13 protein-coding genes are annotated in these 15,652 nt (G+C 69.6%); 5 read left to right on the top strand and 8 right to left on the bottom strand.

Annotation, left to right across the window (positions count from 1 at the left end; translation table 11 throughout):
* Nucleotides 1-4: 4 nt before the first annotated feature.
* Nucleotides 5-1,318, bottom strand: coding sequence for an oxidoreductase (locus tag ACTF4R_RS13815; RefSeq protein ID WP_440008464.1), 1,314 nt, complete (start codon nucleotides 1,316-1,318; stop codon nucleotides 5-7).
* A gap of 280 nt (nucleotides 1,319-1,598) precedes the next feature.
* Here ACTF4R_RS13815 and ACTF4R_RS13810 point away from each other — a divergent pair, with 280 nt between their 5' ends.
* Nucleotides 1,599-1,898 (top strand): helix-turn-helix transcriptional regulator, encoded by a 300-nt coding sequence (locus ACTF4R_RS13810; RefSeq protein ID WP_113276200.1) that lies wholly within the window; start codon nucleotides 1,599-1,601, stop codon nucleotides 1,896-1,898.
* A gap of 63 nt (nucleotides 1,899-1,961) precedes the next feature.
* Here the strand turns inward: ACTF4R_RS13810 and ACTF4R_RS13805 are convergent, their stop codons facing one another.
* From ACTF4R_RS13805 to ACTF4R_RS13795, 3 genes are all read right to left on the bottom strand, one after another.
* The gene (locus ACTF4R_RS13805; protein ID WP_440008463.1) at nucleotides 1,962-2,627 is read right to left on the bottom strand and encodes a hypothetical protein; all 666 of its coding nucleotides are present in this window, start codon (nucleotides 2,625-2,627) and stop codon (nucleotides 1,962-1,964) included.
* A gap of 78 nt (nucleotides 2,628-2,705) precedes the next feature.
* A complete protein-coding gene (locus ACTF4R_RS13800; protein WP_440008462.1) occupies nucleotides 2,706-4,016 on the bottom strand; it encodes an MFS transporter in 1,311 nt (436 codons plus the stop codon).
* Between the two features lie 4 nt (nucleotides 4,017-4,020).
* Nucleotides 4,021-5,475: an ATPase domain-containing protein gene (locus ACTF4R_RS13795; RefSeq protein WP_440008461.1), complete on the bottom strand. Its 1,455-nt coding sequence runs from the start codon at nucleotides 5,473-5,475 to the stop codon at nucleotides 4,021-4,023.
* A gap of 346 nt (nucleotides 5,476-5,821) precedes the next feature.
* Here ACTF4R_RS13795 and ACTF4R_RS13790 point away from each other — a divergent pair, with 346 nt between their 5' ends.
* Nucleotides 5,822-6,814, top strand: coding sequence for a glutathione S-transferase family protein (locus tag ACTF4R_RS13790; protein WP_440008460.1), 993 nt, complete (start codon nucleotides 5,822-5,824; stop codon nucleotides 6,812-6,814).
* Nucleotides 6,815-6,836: 22 nt separating this feature from the next.
* Here ACTF4R_RS13790 and ACTF4R_RS13785 read toward each other — a convergent pair whose 3' ends face one another.
* Both ACTF4R_RS13785 and ACTF4R_RS13780 read right to left on the bottom strand, forming a co-directional pair.
* A complete protein-coding gene (locus tag ACTF4R_RS13785) occupies nucleotides 6,837-9,836 on the bottom strand; it encodes an FAD-binding and (Fe-S)-binding domain-containing protein (RefSeq protein WP_440008459.1) in 3,000 nt (999 codons plus the stop codon).
* Between the two features lie 50 nt (nucleotides 9,837-9,886).
* Nucleotides 9,887-10,444, bottom strand: coding sequence for a thioredoxin family protein (locus tag ACTF4R_RS13780; RefSeq protein ID WP_440008458.1), 558 nt, complete (start codon nucleotides 10,442-10,444; stop codon nucleotides 9,887-9,889).
* Nucleotides 10,445-10,591: 147 nt separating this feature from the next.
* Between ACTF4R_RS13780 and ACTF4R_RS13775 the strand changes: the two genes are divergently transcribed.
* Nucleotides 10,592-12,298: a thiamine pyrophosphate-binding protein gene (locus ACTF4R_RS13775; protein WP_440008457.1), complete on the top strand. Its 1,707-nt coding sequence runs from the start codon at nucleotides 10,592-10,594 to the stop codon at nucleotides 12,296-12,298.
* 100 nt (nucleotides 12,299-12,398) lie between these two features.
* Here ACTF4R_RS13775 and ACTF4R_RS13770 read toward each other — a convergent pair whose 3' ends face one another.
* Nucleotides 12,399-13,058: an HAD family hydrolase gene (locus ACTF4R_RS13770; protein WP_440008456.1), complete on the bottom strand. Its 660-nt coding sequence runs from the start codon at nucleotides 13,056-13,058 to the stop codon at nucleotides 12,399-12,401.
* A gap of 90 nt (nucleotides 13,059-13,148) precedes the next feature.
* Between ACTF4R_RS13770 and ACTF4R_RS13765 the strand changes: the two genes are divergently transcribed.
* Nucleotides 13,149-13,601: a hypothetical protein gene (locus ACTF4R_RS13765; protein ID WP_440008455.1), complete on the top strand. Its 453-nt coding sequence runs from the start codon at nucleotides 13,149-13,151 to the stop codon at nucleotides 13,599-13,601.
* A gap of 13 nt (nucleotides 13,602-13,614) precedes the next feature.
* On the opposite strand, the gene ACTF4R_RS13760 is transcribed toward ACTF4R_RS13765, so the two are convergent.
* Nucleotides 13,615-14,538, bottom strand: coding sequence for an LLM class oxidoreductase (locus ACTF4R_RS13760; protein ID WP_440008497.1), 924 nt, complete (start codon nucleotides 14,536-14,538; stop codon nucleotides 13,615-13,617).
* Between the two features lie 131 nt (nucleotides 14,539-14,669).
* Between ACTF4R_RS13760 and ACTF4R_RS13755 the strand changes: the two genes are divergently transcribed.
* Complete coding sequence (locus ACTF4R_RS13755; protein ID WP_440008454.1) at nucleotides 14,670-15,638, top strand: NAD-dependent epimerase/dehydratase family protein; 969 nt, start codon at nucleotides 14,670-14,672, stop codon at nucleotides 15,636-15,638.
* Nucleotides 15,639-15,652: the final 14 nt, after the last annotated feature.

Genomic DNA, 15,652 nt, shown 5'->3' with positions numbered 1-15,652 from the left:
GGCGTCACTCCTCGCGCTCGTAGGCTCCCTCGCGCCGGAGTTCGCCGCGTTTCGCCAGCACCGAGGGGGTCCGACAGACGCCCGCCGCGCCGGTCGCCTGCGGGACGGTGCAGTTGTTGCAGTTCTCGCAGGCGACGGCGGCCTCCTCCGCGTCGAGGATGCGGGCGGGCAGGCGCGGTTCGGCGTAGAACGGCCGACCCATCCCCACCGCGTCGCAGTCGCCCGCGGCGAGCAACCGATCAATTTGCGGTCGCTCGCGGATGCCGCCCTCCGCGAGCACCGGGACGGCGACGCGCTCGCTGACGCGCCGGGCGAATCGGCGGTTCCACGCCGGTTCGAAGTCGTACTGCAGGGACTGGAGCCAGTTCAGCGCGGCCACGCCGAGCGCGCGGAGTCGGCTTCCGAAGGCCGTCTCGTACCCCTCGCGGAAGCGGTCGTCGCGCCACGCGCGCCCCGGAAACTCGCCGCGGACGATGCTGGCGTCCCAGAACACCGAACACTGGACCGGGACGACCGCGTCGAAGCCGGCGTCGGCGAGGCGTTCGCAGAGCGCCACGCCGTCGTCGAGCGTGAGGTGGCGGCGCACGAACGCGGGGGCGGCCGTCTCGGCGGGCACCTTCGTCATCACCGGCACGTCGGGGCCGACGCGCTCGCGGACCTCGTCGTGGACCAGTTCGAGGAAGCGAGCGCGGGCCGCCCGCGACCCGCCGAACTCGTCGTCGCGGCGGTTGTAGAACGGCGAGAGGAACTGCTGGACGATGCCCATGTTCGCCCCGGCGACGTGGACGCCGTCGTAGCCGGCGTCGACCGCGTACGCGGCACAGCGCCCGAAGTCCGCCGCGAGGTCGTGCACCTCGGCCGTGGTGAGGACGTGCGGGTCGTACTCGAGGAACCCCGCGCGGTCGAGCGCCCGGAGGACCGCGGGCGGCCGCGAGACGGCGAGTTGCCGGAGGTCCGGATTGGCCGCCCGGTACCCGGCGTGCCACGTCTCCATGCTCCGGAGGCCGCCGTGTTCGAGCTGGACGAAGATGCGACTTCCGTGGGCGTGGACGGCCTCCGTGAGGCGTTCGAGGTCGGCGACGAACGAGGGGTCGTGGACGCGGGTCATCCCCGGCGCGGCACAGCCACCCCGCTCGCGGACCACGGTCGCGCCCTGGCATATCAGCCCCGCGCCGGCCGCGGCGGCGGGTTCGAGGTCCGCTATCAGCGTCTCCACGGCGTCCGGGCCGTTGCCGGCGCACTCCAGCAGCGGTGCGCGGTAGAGCCGGTTCGGCAGTTCGACGCCCCCGACGTCGAGGGGGTCTTCGAGTTCTGCCACGGTGGCCGTCGTTCGGTGTTCCGAGGTAAAGGTTTTCCGCGCTGACTCCGGCCCCGTTTCCGGGTCGCCGTCGTCCCTCGAGCGTCACACCGCTGGGAACCTGACGACCCCCGGGAATATCTTCACCGTCTGGCGGAAACGGTAGCCTGTCTCGCCGACGACAGGGCTAGCGATTGACAGGACCGTCCGCGTCTGGATAATCGAGGGAAAGGGACGGGGTGAACCTCTGTGGCCACTATCCTTTTGTCTGTCGGCAGGTTATGTAGCGCGAGGGAGAACCATGCACGACCTGACTGGTTTCCAGCGGGACTTGCTGTACGTCATCGCCGGACTGGACGAGCCGCACGGTCTCGCTATCAAAGAGGAACTCGAAACGTACTACGAGAAGGAGATTCATCACGGCCGTCTCTACCCGAATCTCGACTCGCTGGTCGACAAGGGACTCGTGGAGAAGGGACAGCGGGACCGTCGGACCAACTTCTACACGCTGACGCGCCGGGGAGCACGCGAGATAGAAGCGCGCCGCGAGTGGGAACAGCAGTACGTGAGCGAAGACCTCACGGAAACCCAGACCGCCTGACTCGGACCCCACGATTTCGAGCACTCGGCGTCGCGGCGACCCGCCGGGCCACCGACGGACTCGTCACGGCGACAGCGCCGCACCGACGACGGCCGCATCGAGCGCCCTGACGCCGCCGAACACGGAACTCTTCTCGCCGATCGCGTAGTCGTCGCCGGCCGCCACCAGCACGCCGTACTCCTCCAGGCGGTCGACGTGCATCCAGACCTGTTTGCGAGCGAGACCGCACCACTCGTGGAGGTCGGCCTGGCTCACCCGTTCGTCGTCGGCGTACAGCAGCGCGTCGAGCATCAACCGCACGGCCTCCGAGCGCGCGAGGTCGCGGAACCCCGCGCCGGCCCCCGCGGCGTCGGTGCTCTCCGCCGCGTTCCTGACGGCCGCGTCCAACCTGTCGACGCTCCGGACGACGACGCTGTCGGGATTCGGTCGGTACCCGTCCTCGTCGGCGTGGAACGCCCCCAGCGCGACGAGGTCGTCGAGCGCGCGCTCGACGCGGTCGGCGTCGTGGTCGAGGTCGTCGGCGTACGCCGCGGCCGCGCGCTCGTCGGTCGCCTCCGTGGCGACGGCGACGAGGTCCCGCGTCGCGGCGTCCCGGGTGAGAAAGAGCCAACCGGAGGGGTACGACAGCCGCGCGTCGTGGACGCCCTGCTCGTCGGCGAGCGCCCACATCTCCTCCTCGTTGCGGGCGGTTCTCAGCGACCAGTCCCGCGTGTCGACTTCGAGAGCCATCGGTCACCTTCAGTTCTTCCGGCATAATATTTAAAACTGTGCAAGAGCGCGGCGACAGTCGCGGACTCACCTCCGGCGTCAGGACGGCACGGTGCGGCGCTCGCCGGTCACCCGGGAGAGCGCGAGCGCGACCACCGGCACGAGCAGGACCGCGCCGACGGCGAACGGCGACCAGCGTCCGACGACCGTGTACAGTGCGGCCATGACGGGCGGCCCGACGGTGCGACCGAGGCTGCCCGCCCCCTGCGTGACGCCGAACGCACGACCCTGGGTCGCCCGCCCCGCGCTGGTCGAGACGAGGGTCGTCATCGACACCGTCAGCAGACCGTTGCCGACCGAGAGCACCGGGAGCACCGCCAGCAGCGCGACCAGTTCGGGCGTGAGGAACGGCGGGCCGCCGAGCGGCGGGACGAGCGCCCGCCCGAGGTCGGGCGCGAGCGGGATGGCGACGAGCGCCACCGAGAGCAGCCCCGCACCGGCCAGCGCGACCCGGGCGTCGCCGTACCGCCGCGAGAGCCGACCGACGAGCACGCCCTGGACGACGACGCCGAGCACGCCGACGTAGGTCAAAAGCAGCGCCGTCTCGCTCGCGCCGTACCCGTAGGCGTCGGCCGCGAAGGGGATGAACATCACCTGGACGCCCGAGAACGCCACCGACATGAGGAAAAACGAGACGACCAGCCCCCGGAGAGCGGCGTCCCGGAGCACCGTCGCGAAGTCGGCGAGGAGCGACGTCGGGTCCGGCGCGTCGCCGGGCGCGCCGGTCTCTTCGAGGAACGCGGCGGCGAACCCGAAGTTGACCACCGAGAACCCCGCCGCGGCGAAACTCGGCAGCGAGAACCGCGTGGCCGGGACCGCCGCGGGGAGGACGTCGCGGGCGGCGGCGACGACGGGGTCGCTGGCGAAGAAGCCGCCGATGGCCGGGCCGAAGACGAAGCCGAGGCCGAACGCCGCGCCGACCAGCCCCAGTCCCTTCGCGCGCTCCTCGGGCGGCGTCACGTCCGCGACGTACGCCTGGGCCGCCGCGATGTTACCGCCCATCGCGCCCGCCAGCATCCGCGAGACGAAGAGGACGAGGACGCTCCCGGCCAGTCCGAACAGCGTCCACGCGACCGCGCTGCCGGCGATGGACAGGAGCAGGACCGGTCGCCGACCCCGGGCGTCCGAGAGCCGACCGAGCAGGGGGGCGAACCCGAACTGCATCAGCGAGTAGGAGGCCGCCAACAGCCCGATGTACACGTCGCTGACGCCGAAGCTGCGGACGTAGAACGGCAGGATGGGGATGATGATGCCGAACCCGAGCAGGTCGACGAAGACGACGGCGACGACGGTGACGAGGGCGCGTCGTGGCGAACGGACGGTCCCCGTGGCGGCCGCGGGCGCGCTCATGGCCTCAGCGTTCCTCGATCGTCTCCGGCGTTCCGCTCAGCACGCCCTGGAGGCCGTCGAGCGGGTCGCCGACCGTGACGCCGTCCGTCGTGATGCGGAACTCCCGCAGCGTCCGCTCGAAGTCGCCGGTTCGCTTCTTGAGCACGCCGACGGCCTTGCGCAACTCGCCGGCCAGTTCGAGGTGACGCAAGAAGACGATGTTGTCGGCGAGGTAGCTGATTCCGGCGTCGGTCGCCCGAAAATCGCCGGCGACCGTCTCTACCTCGTTGACGAGGATGACGCTCACGCCCATGTCTTTCAGGTGCCGGGCGAGCGTGTGGAGTTTCCGGACCATCGTCGCCTCGTCGCCGTGCAACGACAGCTTGTACCCCTGGATACCGTCGATCATCACGACGCCGGTGTCGTTCTCCTCGACTTCCTCGCGAACCAGGTGGGCGAACTCCATCGCCGAGTGCTCCAGCGGTTCGACCGCCTCGATGCTCAGGTTGCCCCGCCGCTCCATCTCCTCGATGGGGACGCCGATGGCCTCGTTCCGCTGCACGTACGTCTTCCGCGTTTCCTCGAACATGTAGACGACCGAGCGCTCGCCGCGCCTGGCCGCTTCCTTCAGGAACTGCGTGCCGGCGGTCGTCTTGCCGACGCCCGTCGGCCCGCTCAGCATCGTCACGGTGCCGCGCTCGATCCCCCCGTGGAGCAGTTCGTCGAGCCCGTCGATGCCGGACGGGAGGGGGTCGTCGACGAGTTCGCGGCCGGGCCCGGCGGGCGTGAGTTCGGGGTAGACCGAGATGCCGCCGGACTCGATGCGCAGCGAGTGTTCGCCCTCGTGGATGGCCGACCCGCGGAACTTCGGCACCTGGACCGTGCGCCCCCTCGTCGAGCGTCGCAGTTCGATGATACCGTCGGTCATGTACTCCAGGTCGTCGTCGGGCGACCGCGACGTGTTCTCGGAGGTGAGCAGTATCGTCGCTCCCTGTTCTTTCAGGTAGCGCATGAACGAGATGACCTGCTTGCGGAACTGGTAGTCGTCGGAGGTGAGATACCGGAGCTTCGTCAGCGGGTCGATGAAGACGCGGTCGGGTTCCGTCTCCTCGATGCGTTCCGTTATCCGGCGGGTGAGCGGCTCCTGTTCGACCTCGCTCGGCGTGAAGATGTCGTAGGACTGTCCGTCGACGAACACGTCGGAGTCCGGGCTCAGGTCGAGGAAATGAACGTCCGAGAGGTCGATGTCGAGCGTCGCGGCGTTCTGTCGGATGTCCGACTCTGCTTCCTCCAGGTTGACGAAAAGCACCGTCTCGTCGGCGTCGACCCCGGCGGTGAGATAGTTCATGCCGAGGATGGTCTTGCCCGTTCCCGGGTCGCCCCTGACGAGATAGCTGCGACCGGGTATCAGTCCACCGTCGAGAACTTCGTGGAGACCGGCGACGCCTGTAGGGATTCGCGTCGAGGGAGCGTCCGTCATCGCTTGCCCGAAAATGGTTCGAGGGTGGGTATATGTTTACTGGGCAAAGATATACTGTTTGACACACTCGCGCCCACCGGCCGGGCGCTCGACGTTCGAAGGCGGTCGTCCGCGGTCGCTCGCGCTCCCGGGACGCCCCCGCGACGACCGCGTCGGTGTGGAGCGTTGGCCGACCACCTCCAGCCTTCCCGGGGATATCTAGATAGATTCCCAGAAAGATATCTGGATACGTGGTCGCGTCCTCCGCGCCGGGGGTGGACGGACGGCGGTCGCGGCCGCGACGCAATCGGAAAGAACGTGGGGGAGCGTAGCCGCTTTAGGTGCCTACTACCAAGCGACGGACACGATGAACATGCTCGTCGAGGGGGAGTGGCGGACCGACGCGTACGAGACGACCGACGAGGAGGGAGAGTTCGACCGTCAGGAGACCTCGTTCCGGGACTGGGTCGAGGACGACCCGGACGCCGAGTTCCCCGCGGAGGCCGGCCGGTACCACCTCTACGTCTCCTACGCCTGTCCGTGGGCGCACCGGACGCTGCTCACCCGGGCGCTGAAGGGGCTGGAGGACGCCATCTCCGTGTCCGTCGTCGACCCCTATCGCGAGAACGACGGCTGGGAGTTCTCGCCCGAGCGACTCGGCTGTACCGCCGACCGCATCAACGGCGCGGAGTACCTCCGCGAGGTGTACACCGCCGCCGACCCCGAGTTCACGGGCCGGGTGACGGTGCCCGTGCTATGGGACACAGAGCGCGAGACCATCGTCAACAACGAGTCCGAGGAGATAATGCGGATGTTCGACACGGCGTTCGACGACGTCGCCGCCCGCGACGTGAGCTTCTACCCGGAGGGGTACCGCGAGGCGGTCGACGAGACCATCGACGCCGTCTACGGCCCCATCAACAACGGCGTCTACCGCGCCGGATTCGCCGGAACCCAGTCGGCCTACGAGGCGGCGGTGGCCGACCTCTTCGACGCGCTCGACCACTGGGAGGCGGTCCTCGACGACCAGCGCTACCTCTGCGGACCGGTGCTGACCGAGGCGGACTTCGCCATGTTCGTCACGCTCGTCCGCTTCGACGCGGTGTACCACACCCACTTCAAATGCAACCGGCGACGCATCGTCGACTACCCGAACCTCTGGAACTACCTGAAGGAGCTGTACCAGCTGCCGGGCGTCGCCGAGACGGTGAACCTCGACCACATCAGAGAGCACTACTACCGGAGTCACGGCGACCTCAATCCGAAGCGTATCGTGGCCGTCGGCCCCGACCTCGACTTCGAGGCTCCCCACGACCGCGACCGACTTCCCGGCGGGCCGCCCGAGGCGCTCCAGCGATAACGTCGACGCGCTCGCTCGGGAGTCAGACGCCGTTGGTCTCCGCCGGTTCCTCCAGCGCCGTCGCGACCTTCTCGATGGGCGTCGGGGGCCGGCCCCCTCCGTCGCGTTCGGCGAGTTGCGTCCGGCAGGACGCGCCGGGCGCGACCACCGTCGCGGCGTCGCTCTCCCCGACCTTCTCGAAGAGGATGCGCCCGATGGCCCGCGAGAGGTCGTCGTTCTCGGTGCGGTAGCCGAAGCTACCGGCCATGCCGCAACAGCCCGAGTCGAGGGGGTCGACCGCGTAGCCCGCGCGACGGAGGACGCCGACCGCGTGGTGGTCCCGGCCCAGCGCCTTCTGGTTGCAGTGGCCGTGGTAGGCGAGCGACTCGTCGGGGTCGCCGAACGCGAGGCCGTCGTCCAGTCGCTTGCGGTCGAGGAACTCGCAGACGCCGAACGCGGCGTCGGCGACGCGCTCGACCGCCGCGCCGGAGAGCAGGTCGCGGTACTCGTCCTGGAAGACGGCGGCGTCGGAGGGTTCGACGAAGGCGACCGACCAGCCGTCGGCGACGCGGGGGGCGAGCGTCGCGACGTTCGTCTCGGCGCGCTCGCGGGCCAGATCGAGGAAGCCCTCCGAGTAGGCCGCCCGACCGCTCGGCGCGAGGTCGTCGGGCACCCGCACGTGGACGCCCGCGGCCTCCAGCACGCGGACGGCCGCCTTGCCGGGGCCGGGATAGCTGTAGTTCGTGTAGGTGTCGGGGAACAGCAGGACGCGCTCGTCGGCCTCGCTCGCGGGGACGCGGGGGCCGCGGGCGTCGAACCAGTCGGTCAGCGTCTCCCGCCGGAAGGGAGGGAGGTCGCGGCTCGACGCGACGCCGAACCGCTCCCCGAGGCGGTCGGACCCGGGCAGGTTGGCGAGCCAGTTCGAGACGGGGGCGAGCGCGCTCCCGAGGGCGGCGAGGCGGTCCGCGTTCGCGAACGCGCGCTCGCGGAGGCCGGCCCCGTTGCGGCGGTGGTGTTCGTGTTTGACCTCGGCCTTCAGCTTCGCGAGGTCGACGCCGGTCGGACAGTCGCTCGCGCATCCCTTGCAGCCGAGACAGAGGTCGAGCACCTCGCGCTGGAAGCGCTCCGTGAACAGTTCGTCGGCGGGGAGGTCGCCGCCGATGGCCGCCCGGAGCAGGTTCGCCCGGCCGCGCGTGGTCGTCATCTCGTCCCGCATGCCCCGGTAGGAGGGACACATCGTCTCGCCGTCGGTCTGTCGGCAGGTGCCACAGCCGTTGCAGAGTTCGACGAGGTTCGAGAAGCCGCCCTCGTCGGAGAAGTCCTGGACCGTCCCGGGTTCGAGCGACGAGTACTCGGGACCGTACCGCAGGTGTTCGCGCATGTCGGTCGGTCCCTCCGCGTCGTCGCGGAAGACCACCTTCCCGGGGTTCAGCCGCCAGTCCGGGTCGAACGCAGACTTCAACTCCTTGAACGCCGACCACAGCTCCGGGCCGTACAGCTTCGGGTTGAACTCGGTGCGGGCGAGGCCGTCGCCGTGCTCGCCGGAGAACGCGCCGCGGTGCTCCAGCACCAGCGAGGTGACGTCCTCCGCGATGGCGTGCATCGTCTCCACGCCCGCCTCCTCCTTGAGGTTCAGCACGGGCCGGATGTGCAGGGTTCCGCTGCCGGCGTGGGCGAAGAAGGCTGCCGAGGTGCCGTGGTCGTCCAGTATCGCCCGGAACTCGCGGGCGTAGTCGGCGAGTTCGTCGGGCGGGACGGAGGCGTCCTCGATGAAGGGGTACGGCTTCGGGTCGCCCTCCATGCTCATCAGCAGCGGGATGGCGGCCTTCCGGAGCTTCCAGAGCTTCGCCTGCTCGTCGGGGTCGTACGCCGTCAGGGCGTCGAACGCCGGCCCGTCGTCGAGCAGTCGCGCGTTCGCCCCCGCGACGGCGTCGGCGAAGTCGTCGTGCAGTTCGGAGTCGAACTCCACCATCAGGACCGCCGCGGCGTCCGCGGGAATCAGCTCGGCGTAGGCGGCGTACTCCGTCGACTCGCTGGCCAGCCGGACCACCTCGTCGTCCATCAGTTCGACGGCGCTGGGGGCCAGGTCGAGCGCCTCGGGCACGGCTTCGAGCGCGTCGAGCAGGTCGTCGTAGCAGTACACCGCGAGCGCCGTCTCCTCCGGGCGCGTGACGAGGTCGAGCGTCGCCGCGACGACGACGCCCAGCGTCCCCTCCGCGCCGACGAACAGCTTCGAGAGGTCGATGCAGCGCTCGCCGTCCTCGCGCTCGTAGACGACCTTCTGGAGGTTGTAGCCGGAGACGCTGCGTTTGAGTTCGGGATACCGGCGGTCTATCTCCTCGCGGTTGTCCTCGACGAGCGCCCGGACCGTCCGGTAGAGTTCGGCCTCGCGGTCGTCCCTCGCGACGATGTCGTCCCACTCCGCCGAGTCGAGGACGACCTCGCGGGTGGAGACCAGCGACCCGTCGGCGAGCACCACGTCGAGGCCGGCGACGTAGGCGTCGGTGATGCCGTACCGGACCGAGTGTGCGCCCGTCGAGTTGTTGCCGATACCGCCGCCGACGGTCGCGCGGTTCGAGGAGGCAGGGTCTGGCGCGAACTTCAGCCCCCACTGCGCGAGGTGGTCGTCCAGGTCGTCCTGGACGACGCCCGGTTCGACCACCGCGCGGCGGGCGTCGGGGTCGACGTCGCGGATGGCGTCCATGTGGCGCGAGCAGTCGAGGACGACGCAGCCGGGGCCGACCGCCTGTCCCGCGAGCGACGACCCCGCGCCGCGGGGCAGCACCGGGGCGTCGTGGTCGGCCGCGACGCGCACGGCGGCCTGCACGTCCGCGGCGTTCCGGGGGAAGACGACGCCCGCCGGTCGCGCCTGGTAGACGCTCCCGTCGGTCGCGTACAGCACCTGGGTGTACTCGTCGAACCGTACCTCGCCGTCGACGGCGTCGCGCAGGTCGGCCGCGAGTTCGGGCGACTCGTCCGGCCGGTCGTGGCCCAGCGAGTCGCGGTACCGCTCGAAGTCGGGGGCGTCGTCCGGGGTGGCCATGCCAGTGAGAAACAGGCACGGAACAATAAAACCGAGGCCGGACGAGACGGTTACTTCCACTTGATGGAGCAGCCCCGCGACGGCAGGAACTCCAGGTCGACGTCCTCGCCGGCGAGCACGGCGTCGATGGCGTCGCGGACGTAGAACTCGGTAGGTTCGTCGTCGGGGTTGAGCGCGTCGTCCAGCCGACCGTGGTACGCCAGCGTGAACGTGTCGCCCTCGTTCCGGAGCAGGAACGGGTCGGGGGTGCAGACCGCGCCGTACGCCTCCGCGGCAGTCTGGCTCTCGTCCCGCAGGTAGACGTCGTACCGGATGCGACCCTCCTCGACCCACTCGACCATCGTCTCGAAGGAGTCCTCGGGGTACTCCTCGGCGTCGTTGGGGTTGACGCCGACGACCGCGACGTCGTCGTACTCGTCGGCGACGTCGTTCAGGAGGTCCATCTTCGCCTGGGCGTACGGGCAGTGGTTGCAGGTGAACACGAGCAGGACCGCGTCGTGGTCCGCGAAGTCCCCGAGGGTGTACGTCTCCCCGTCGGTGCCCGGAAGTTCGACGTTCGGTACCGGCTCTCCGCGTTCGAGGGTCTCTTCGGACTCTTTTGCGACCATGTCCGTCGCTTCGCTCGCCGACACCAAAGAAGTTCGCCGCCGGAGATGTCGACGGCGAGACGGGAGGGAAACACTAACGAACCGACCGGGCGTGGGGCCGGGTGTGAGAGAAGCCACCGCGGTTCGGACGAAAACGGGGGACGGAGCGTGACGAGCACCGCCGAACGGGTCGTCGACACCCTCGAGACGCTGGGCGTCGAGTACGTCTTCGGCTACCCCGGCGGTCGCGTCATCGAACTGCTGGACGAACTGCCCGAGTCGGACGTGTCGGTCGTCCGACCCCGCGACGAGCGGGAGGGCAGCGTCATGGCCGAGATGTACGGCCGCCTCCACGGCGAGCCCGCGGTGCTCGCCGGTCAGGGCCCCTGGATAGGGAGCCTCGGCACCATCGGCCAGATGGAGGCCCGCCTCGCGTCCTCGCCGATGGTCGTCCTGACGGAGGCGAGTGAACGCGGCGACTACTCGACGCTCGCACCGTACCAGCAGTCGCGCGGCGACTACGGCGGTCTCGACCTCCCGAAGATTCTGGACGGCGTGACGAAGGAACACTGGTTCCCGCGGTCGCCGACCGAGACGCTGCGGAGCGTCCAGCTGGCGTTCAAGCACGCGACGGCGGGCCGGCCCGGTCCCACGGCGGTCATCTTCGACGGCGACGCCATCACCGAGGCGGTTCCGGAGGACCCGATTCCGCCGGTCTGGAACGCCGACGAGCAGGTGCGAAACTGGGAGTCGAAACCCACCGACTGCGACGTCGACGCGGCGGTCGCGGCGCTCGCCGACGCCGACCGCCCCGTGATAATCGCGGGCAACGGCGTCCACGCCGCCGGAGCCTACGACGACCTCGAAGCGGTCGCGGAGACGTACGACGCCGCGGTCGCCACGTCGTATCTCGGAAAGTCGACGTTCCCCGAGACCCACGACCTCGCGGCGGGCGTCATCGGCTCGTTCGGTCACGAGGGTGCGAACCGGGTGGTCAGCGAGGCCGACGCGCTGCTCGTCGTCGGCTGTCGGATGAACCCGATGGACACCAACTGGCAGGCCCCGGACTTCATCCGACCGGACGAGCAGACCATCGTCCACGCCGACGTCGACACCCGCAACGCGGGCTGGGTGTACCCCGCGGACGTGGGTCTCGTCGGCGACGCGAAAGAGAGCCTGCGGGCGCTCGCCGACGCGGCGGGCGCGGCGGACGCCGGCAACGACTGGGCGCGCGACCGGGCGGCGACGGCCCGCGACTCGTTCCACGCGCCGAACTGCGAGAGCGACGCCGCGCCCATCAAGCCCCAGCGCGCGGTGAAGGAGATCGAGGCAGTGGTCGACGAGGACACCATCGTCACGGCCGACTCCGGCAACAACCGCTTCTGGCTGCTGAACTACCTCCAGACCCCCGCCACGCGAACGTACTTCGGTTCGGGCGGCGTCGGGGGGATGGGGTGGGCGACCCCGGCGGCCGTCAGCGCCGCCATCTCGACCGACAAGGACGTCGTCGGCGTCGCGGGCGACGGCGGGTTCACGATGACGATGACGAGCGTCGAAATCGCCGTCGAGCAGGGCGTCGCGCCCACGTTCGTCGTGCTCAACGACACAAGTCTCGGGATGGTCCGCCAGATGCAGGAGGGCGAGGACGACATCGCCGGCGTGGAGTTCCACGACACCGACTTCGTGACGGTCGCGGAGGGGTTCGGCGCGGACGGTACCCGCGCCGTCTCGCCCGACGAACTCGCTGACGCGCTCGCGGCGGGCCGGGAGAGCGAGGTGCCGTTCGTCGTCGACGTGCGCATCGACCGCGAGGAGGAGATGGCCGAGCAGTTGCAGTCGTCGTTCTACGAGGCGGTCGGCGGGCTACACGAGTAGCGGGGGCAGGTCGCCCGCTTCGCCCTCACCCGCAGGCGTCGCTCCTCGTACCGGGGTCGTCGCTGGGCGGAACCGTGAGGGGGCGAGATTCGGGACCGTCTCAGGCGCTACAGATGCTGTGGAGGTCGTCCAGCGACTCTATCTCCCAGGTGGGCCAGACGTTGAGGTCCCAATCGCGGCGGTGGGGGCGACGGATGAACGCCGAGTCGATGCCGGCGTTCTCGGCGGCCCTGACGTCCGACTCGTTGTCGCCGACGAACAGCGCGGAGTCCGCGTCGAGGTCGGCCAGCGCGCAGTCGATGTAGTAGGAGTTCGGCTTCCGGCGGTCGAGGCTCTTGACGGTCGCCTCGCGACCGTAGGCCGTGCCGAACATGCTCGTGTAGTCGAAGTGGTCGAGGAGGAAGTCGACCGTCTGCTGCTGATTCGAACTGACGATTCCCATCGCGGCGTCGAGGTTGGCCAGCGTGTCGATGTCTCCGTATGGAGTCTTTCGTCCCGCGCGGGCCTCCTCCTGCTGGGCCAGCGAGGACGTGCGGTCGAGTGTGCGCCAGAACGTCTCCCGGTCGAGGTCGTACTCGTCGCAGACGACGTCGACCTGTCTGGGGGTCGTTCCGACGGTCATGTTCTCTACGTGGTCGGGGTCCGGGTCGGTCACACCGAACTGCGCGAACGTCTCCTGCGTGGCTTCCCGCAAGACGTCGAAGCTGGTTCGACCGACGAGGACACCGTCGTTGTCGAAGACGACGGTATCGTAGCTCATATTACTTAGTGGGGTGTCGGGGTGATAAGCTTTTCAGTCCGCTCGCGGCGGACCGCGAATTACTTGCCACGGCCGCCCCTCGTTCGACCGATGGATTCGGAGCTACCGTCGCCCGCACACCTCGTCGCGGCCCACCTCGCCGTCGTCGTCGCAGTCGTCCACCTCACGCTTGGCGTCTTCAACTGGGTCCGGTGGGCGAGCGCCGGCTTCCTCGTTCCGCGCGACCTCCGATGGCCGCTGTTCGTCGTCTCCGGTCTCGCGCTGGTCGCCGGTCTCCTGCTCGCCGCGCAGGGTCGACATCGCCGTCCCCTGTATCTCGGCGGCATCCTCCTGATGGTCGGGTACGTCGTCGGCTACTTCTGGTGGCATCTCGGCGGTCACCGACCGCTACTCGTCGTCGGGTCCGGTACGTACCACCGCGGCCCGCTCGTCCCCTTCCTGCTGGACCACCTCTTCGCCGGACCGGTCGAGTTCCTCGCCATCGCGTCGGAGGTCGCGCTCGCAGTGGTCCTCTCGTACCTCCTCGTCGCGGAGTCGGCGTAGCCGCGACCGACCGCTACACCTCGTCCATCACGTCGTCGGCGAACTCCTCCAAGACCGTCCGGACGTCGCGGTCGGTTCCCCGGACGTTGACGGCCAGGTGGTCGACGCCGCGCTCGGCGAGCGCCCGGAGGTGGTCGACGAACCACTCGCTCCCCGCGGCGAACCCCTGATGGACGTGCTCCATCCCGGCGGCGGGGTCGGCTCGCAGGTCGACGCGCATCGCCTGGGCGAACGGCTTCTCTTCGTCGGTCGCCGCCTGCCAGTCCGCGACGACGCTCTCGACCGTGTTCAGCGGTAGCTGGTAGTGGAGCCAGCCGTCGCCGTGCTCGCCGATCCACTCGACCGACTGGCGGGCGTTGCCGGTGACGAGCAGCGGCAGCGTCTCGGTCGTCGGCTTCGGCACCACGTCGAGTCGCCCGTCCATCGTCCCGAACGACGAGTCCACCTCGGGGAACTCCTCGGACCAGACCGTCCGGAGGACGCGGACGCTCTCGCGGAACAGTTCGCCGCGCTCGTCCTGTTCGACGCCGAACGCGGGGAACTCTGGCGGCCGGTCCCCGCTGGCCACCCCGAGGACCAGCCGTCCGTCCGAGAGCCGGTCGACCGACGCCGCCGACTTCGCGACGTGGAGGGGGTGGCGCAGCGGGAGGACGACGCTCCCGGTCGCGAGCGCGACGTCGTCGGTGTGGGCGGCGACGTGCGAGAGGTAGACCCAGGGGTCGTACACCTGCCCGGCGTCGCCGAACTTCGGCCAGTAGGTCGGGACGTCGCGGAACCAGAGCGCGTCGAACCCCAGTTCGCTGGCGTACCGCGCCAGTTCGACCTGGTCCTCCATCGGCGGTACGTCCTCCGTCGAGGACGTGATGGGGAAGAACAGGCCGACGGAGAGGTCGCCGTCGAACAGCCGCCGGAAGCCGCGGTTCTCGTGGTCGGGCATCGCCGACGGTACGGACGCCACCGGGGAGAAACCAGCGGCTTCGGCGATGGCCACGCTCGCGGTTCGTCGGGCTATCTTGGCGAGTCGTATTGTACACATTTTTTAACACGCCGGACGGACTTCAGGTCGTCATGACCGACACCGAAACGGTGCTGGTGACGGGCGGGACAGGCTTCATCGGGTCGTACGTGGCCGAGGAGTTCCTCGACCGGGGCCACGACGTTGTCGCCTACGACCTCTCGACGGACACGCGAATCCTCGAAAAGCTCGGGGTCGCGGACGACGTCGAGGTGCGACGCGGCGACATCAGCGACCCGACTGACGTGTTCCGGGCCGTCAGGGAGACGGGCACGACCCGCATCGTCCACCTCGCGGCGCTGTTGACCAACACCGCCCGCGAGAACCCCCGGTCGGCCATCGACGTGAACGTCCAGGGGACGAACAACGTCTTCGAGGCGGCGCGCACTCTGGACGACCAGGTCGAGCGCGTCGCGTGGGCCTCCTCGGCCGCCGCGTTCGCGCCGCCGGCGAACTACGACGACGACTGGGTGACCGAGGACGACCTCGTCTACCCCGACACGCTGTACGGCGCGACCAAGGAGTTCAACGAACACCAGGCGAAGGTGTACTTCGAGGACCACGACGTGAGCCACGTCGCCCTGCGCCCCACCGTCGCCTACGGCCCGTACCGCGAGACCGGCGGGTCGGCGTTCCTCGCCAACATCGTCGAGAAACCCGCGCTTGGCGAGTCGTTCAGCGTCGAGTACGGCGACCAGGTCATCGACTGGCAGCACGTCGAGGACATCGCGCAGGCGTTCCGCCTCGCGGCGTTCACGCCCGACGACGACCTGAGCCGGCGCGTCTACAACGTCCGCGGCACCGTGGCCACCATCCGCGAGGCGGCCGAGACTGTACGCGGTATCGTCCCCGACGCCGACCTCGACGTGAGCGACGAGGGCGAACTGCCGTGGACCCAGAAGCTCGACATGACGGCCATCCAGGAGGACATGGGCTACGAGCCGGAGTACGACCTCGAGAGCGGCTTCCGGAAGTACATCGACGTCCTGCGCGAGGAACACGGGCTGGAACCGCTCGGGTAGCGCCACGACGCCAG

The organism is Halomicrococcus pelagicus (assembly GCF_051917725.1).
Classification (GTDB): Archaea; Halobacteriota; Halobacteria; order Halobacteriales; family Haladaptataceae; genus Halomicrococcus.
The sequence above is the reverse complement of the archived record's forward strand: the minus strand, read 5'-3'. Positions and strand labels throughout refer to the sequence as shown.

What these genes read in the sequence shown, in the direction of transcription:
- ACTF4R_RS13770 (WP_440008456.1), bottom strand. Translation starts at nt 13,058, where the DNA reads ATGAGCTACGATACCGTCGTCTTCGACAACGACGGTGTCCTCGTCGGT.
- ACTF4R_RS13800 (WP_440008462.1), bottom strand. Translation starts at nt 4,016, where the DNA reads ATGAGCGCGCCCGCGGCCGCCACGGGGACCGTCCGTTCGCCACGACGC.
- ACTF4R_RS13790 (WP_440008460.1), top strand. Translation starts at nt 5,822, where the DNA reads ATGAACATGCTCGTCGAGGGGGAGTGGCGGACCGACGCGTACGAGACG.
- ACTF4R_RS13755 (WP_440008454.1), top strand. Translation starts at nt 14,670, where the DNA reads ATGACCGACACCGAAACGGTGCTGGTGACGGGCGGGACAGGCTTCATC.
- ACTF4R_RS13760 (WP_440008497.1), bottom strand. Translation starts at nt 14,538, where the DNA reads ATGCCCGACCACGAGAACCGCGGCTTCCGGCGGCTGTTCGACGGCGAC.
- ACTF4R_RS13795 (WP_440008461.1), bottom strand. Translation starts at nt 5,475, where the DNA reads ATGACGGACGCTCCCTCGACGCGAATCCCTACAGGCGTCGCCGGTCTC.
- ACTF4R_RS13785 (WP_440008459.1), bottom strand. Translation starts at nt 9,836, where the DNA reads ATGGCCACCCCGGACGACGCCCCCGACTTCGAGCGGTACCGCGACTCG.
- ACTF4R_RS13805 (WP_440008463.1), bottom strand. Translation starts at nt 2,627, where the DNA reads ATGGCTCTCGAAGTCGACACGCGGGACTGGTCGCTGAGAACCGCCCGC.
- ACTF4R_RS13765 (WP_440008455.1), top strand. Translation starts at nt 13,149, where the DNA reads ATGGATTCGGAGCTACCGTCGCCCGCACACCTCGTCGCGGCCCACCTC.
- ACTF4R_RS13810 (WP_113276200.1), top strand. Translation starts at nt 1,599, where the DNA reads ATGCACGACCTGACTGGTTTCCAGCGGGACTTGCTGTACGTCATCGCC.
- ACTF4R_RS13780 (WP_440008458.1), bottom strand. Translation starts at nt 10,444, where the DNA reads ATGGTCGCAAAAGAGTCCGAAGAGACCCTCGAACGCGGAGAGCCGGTA.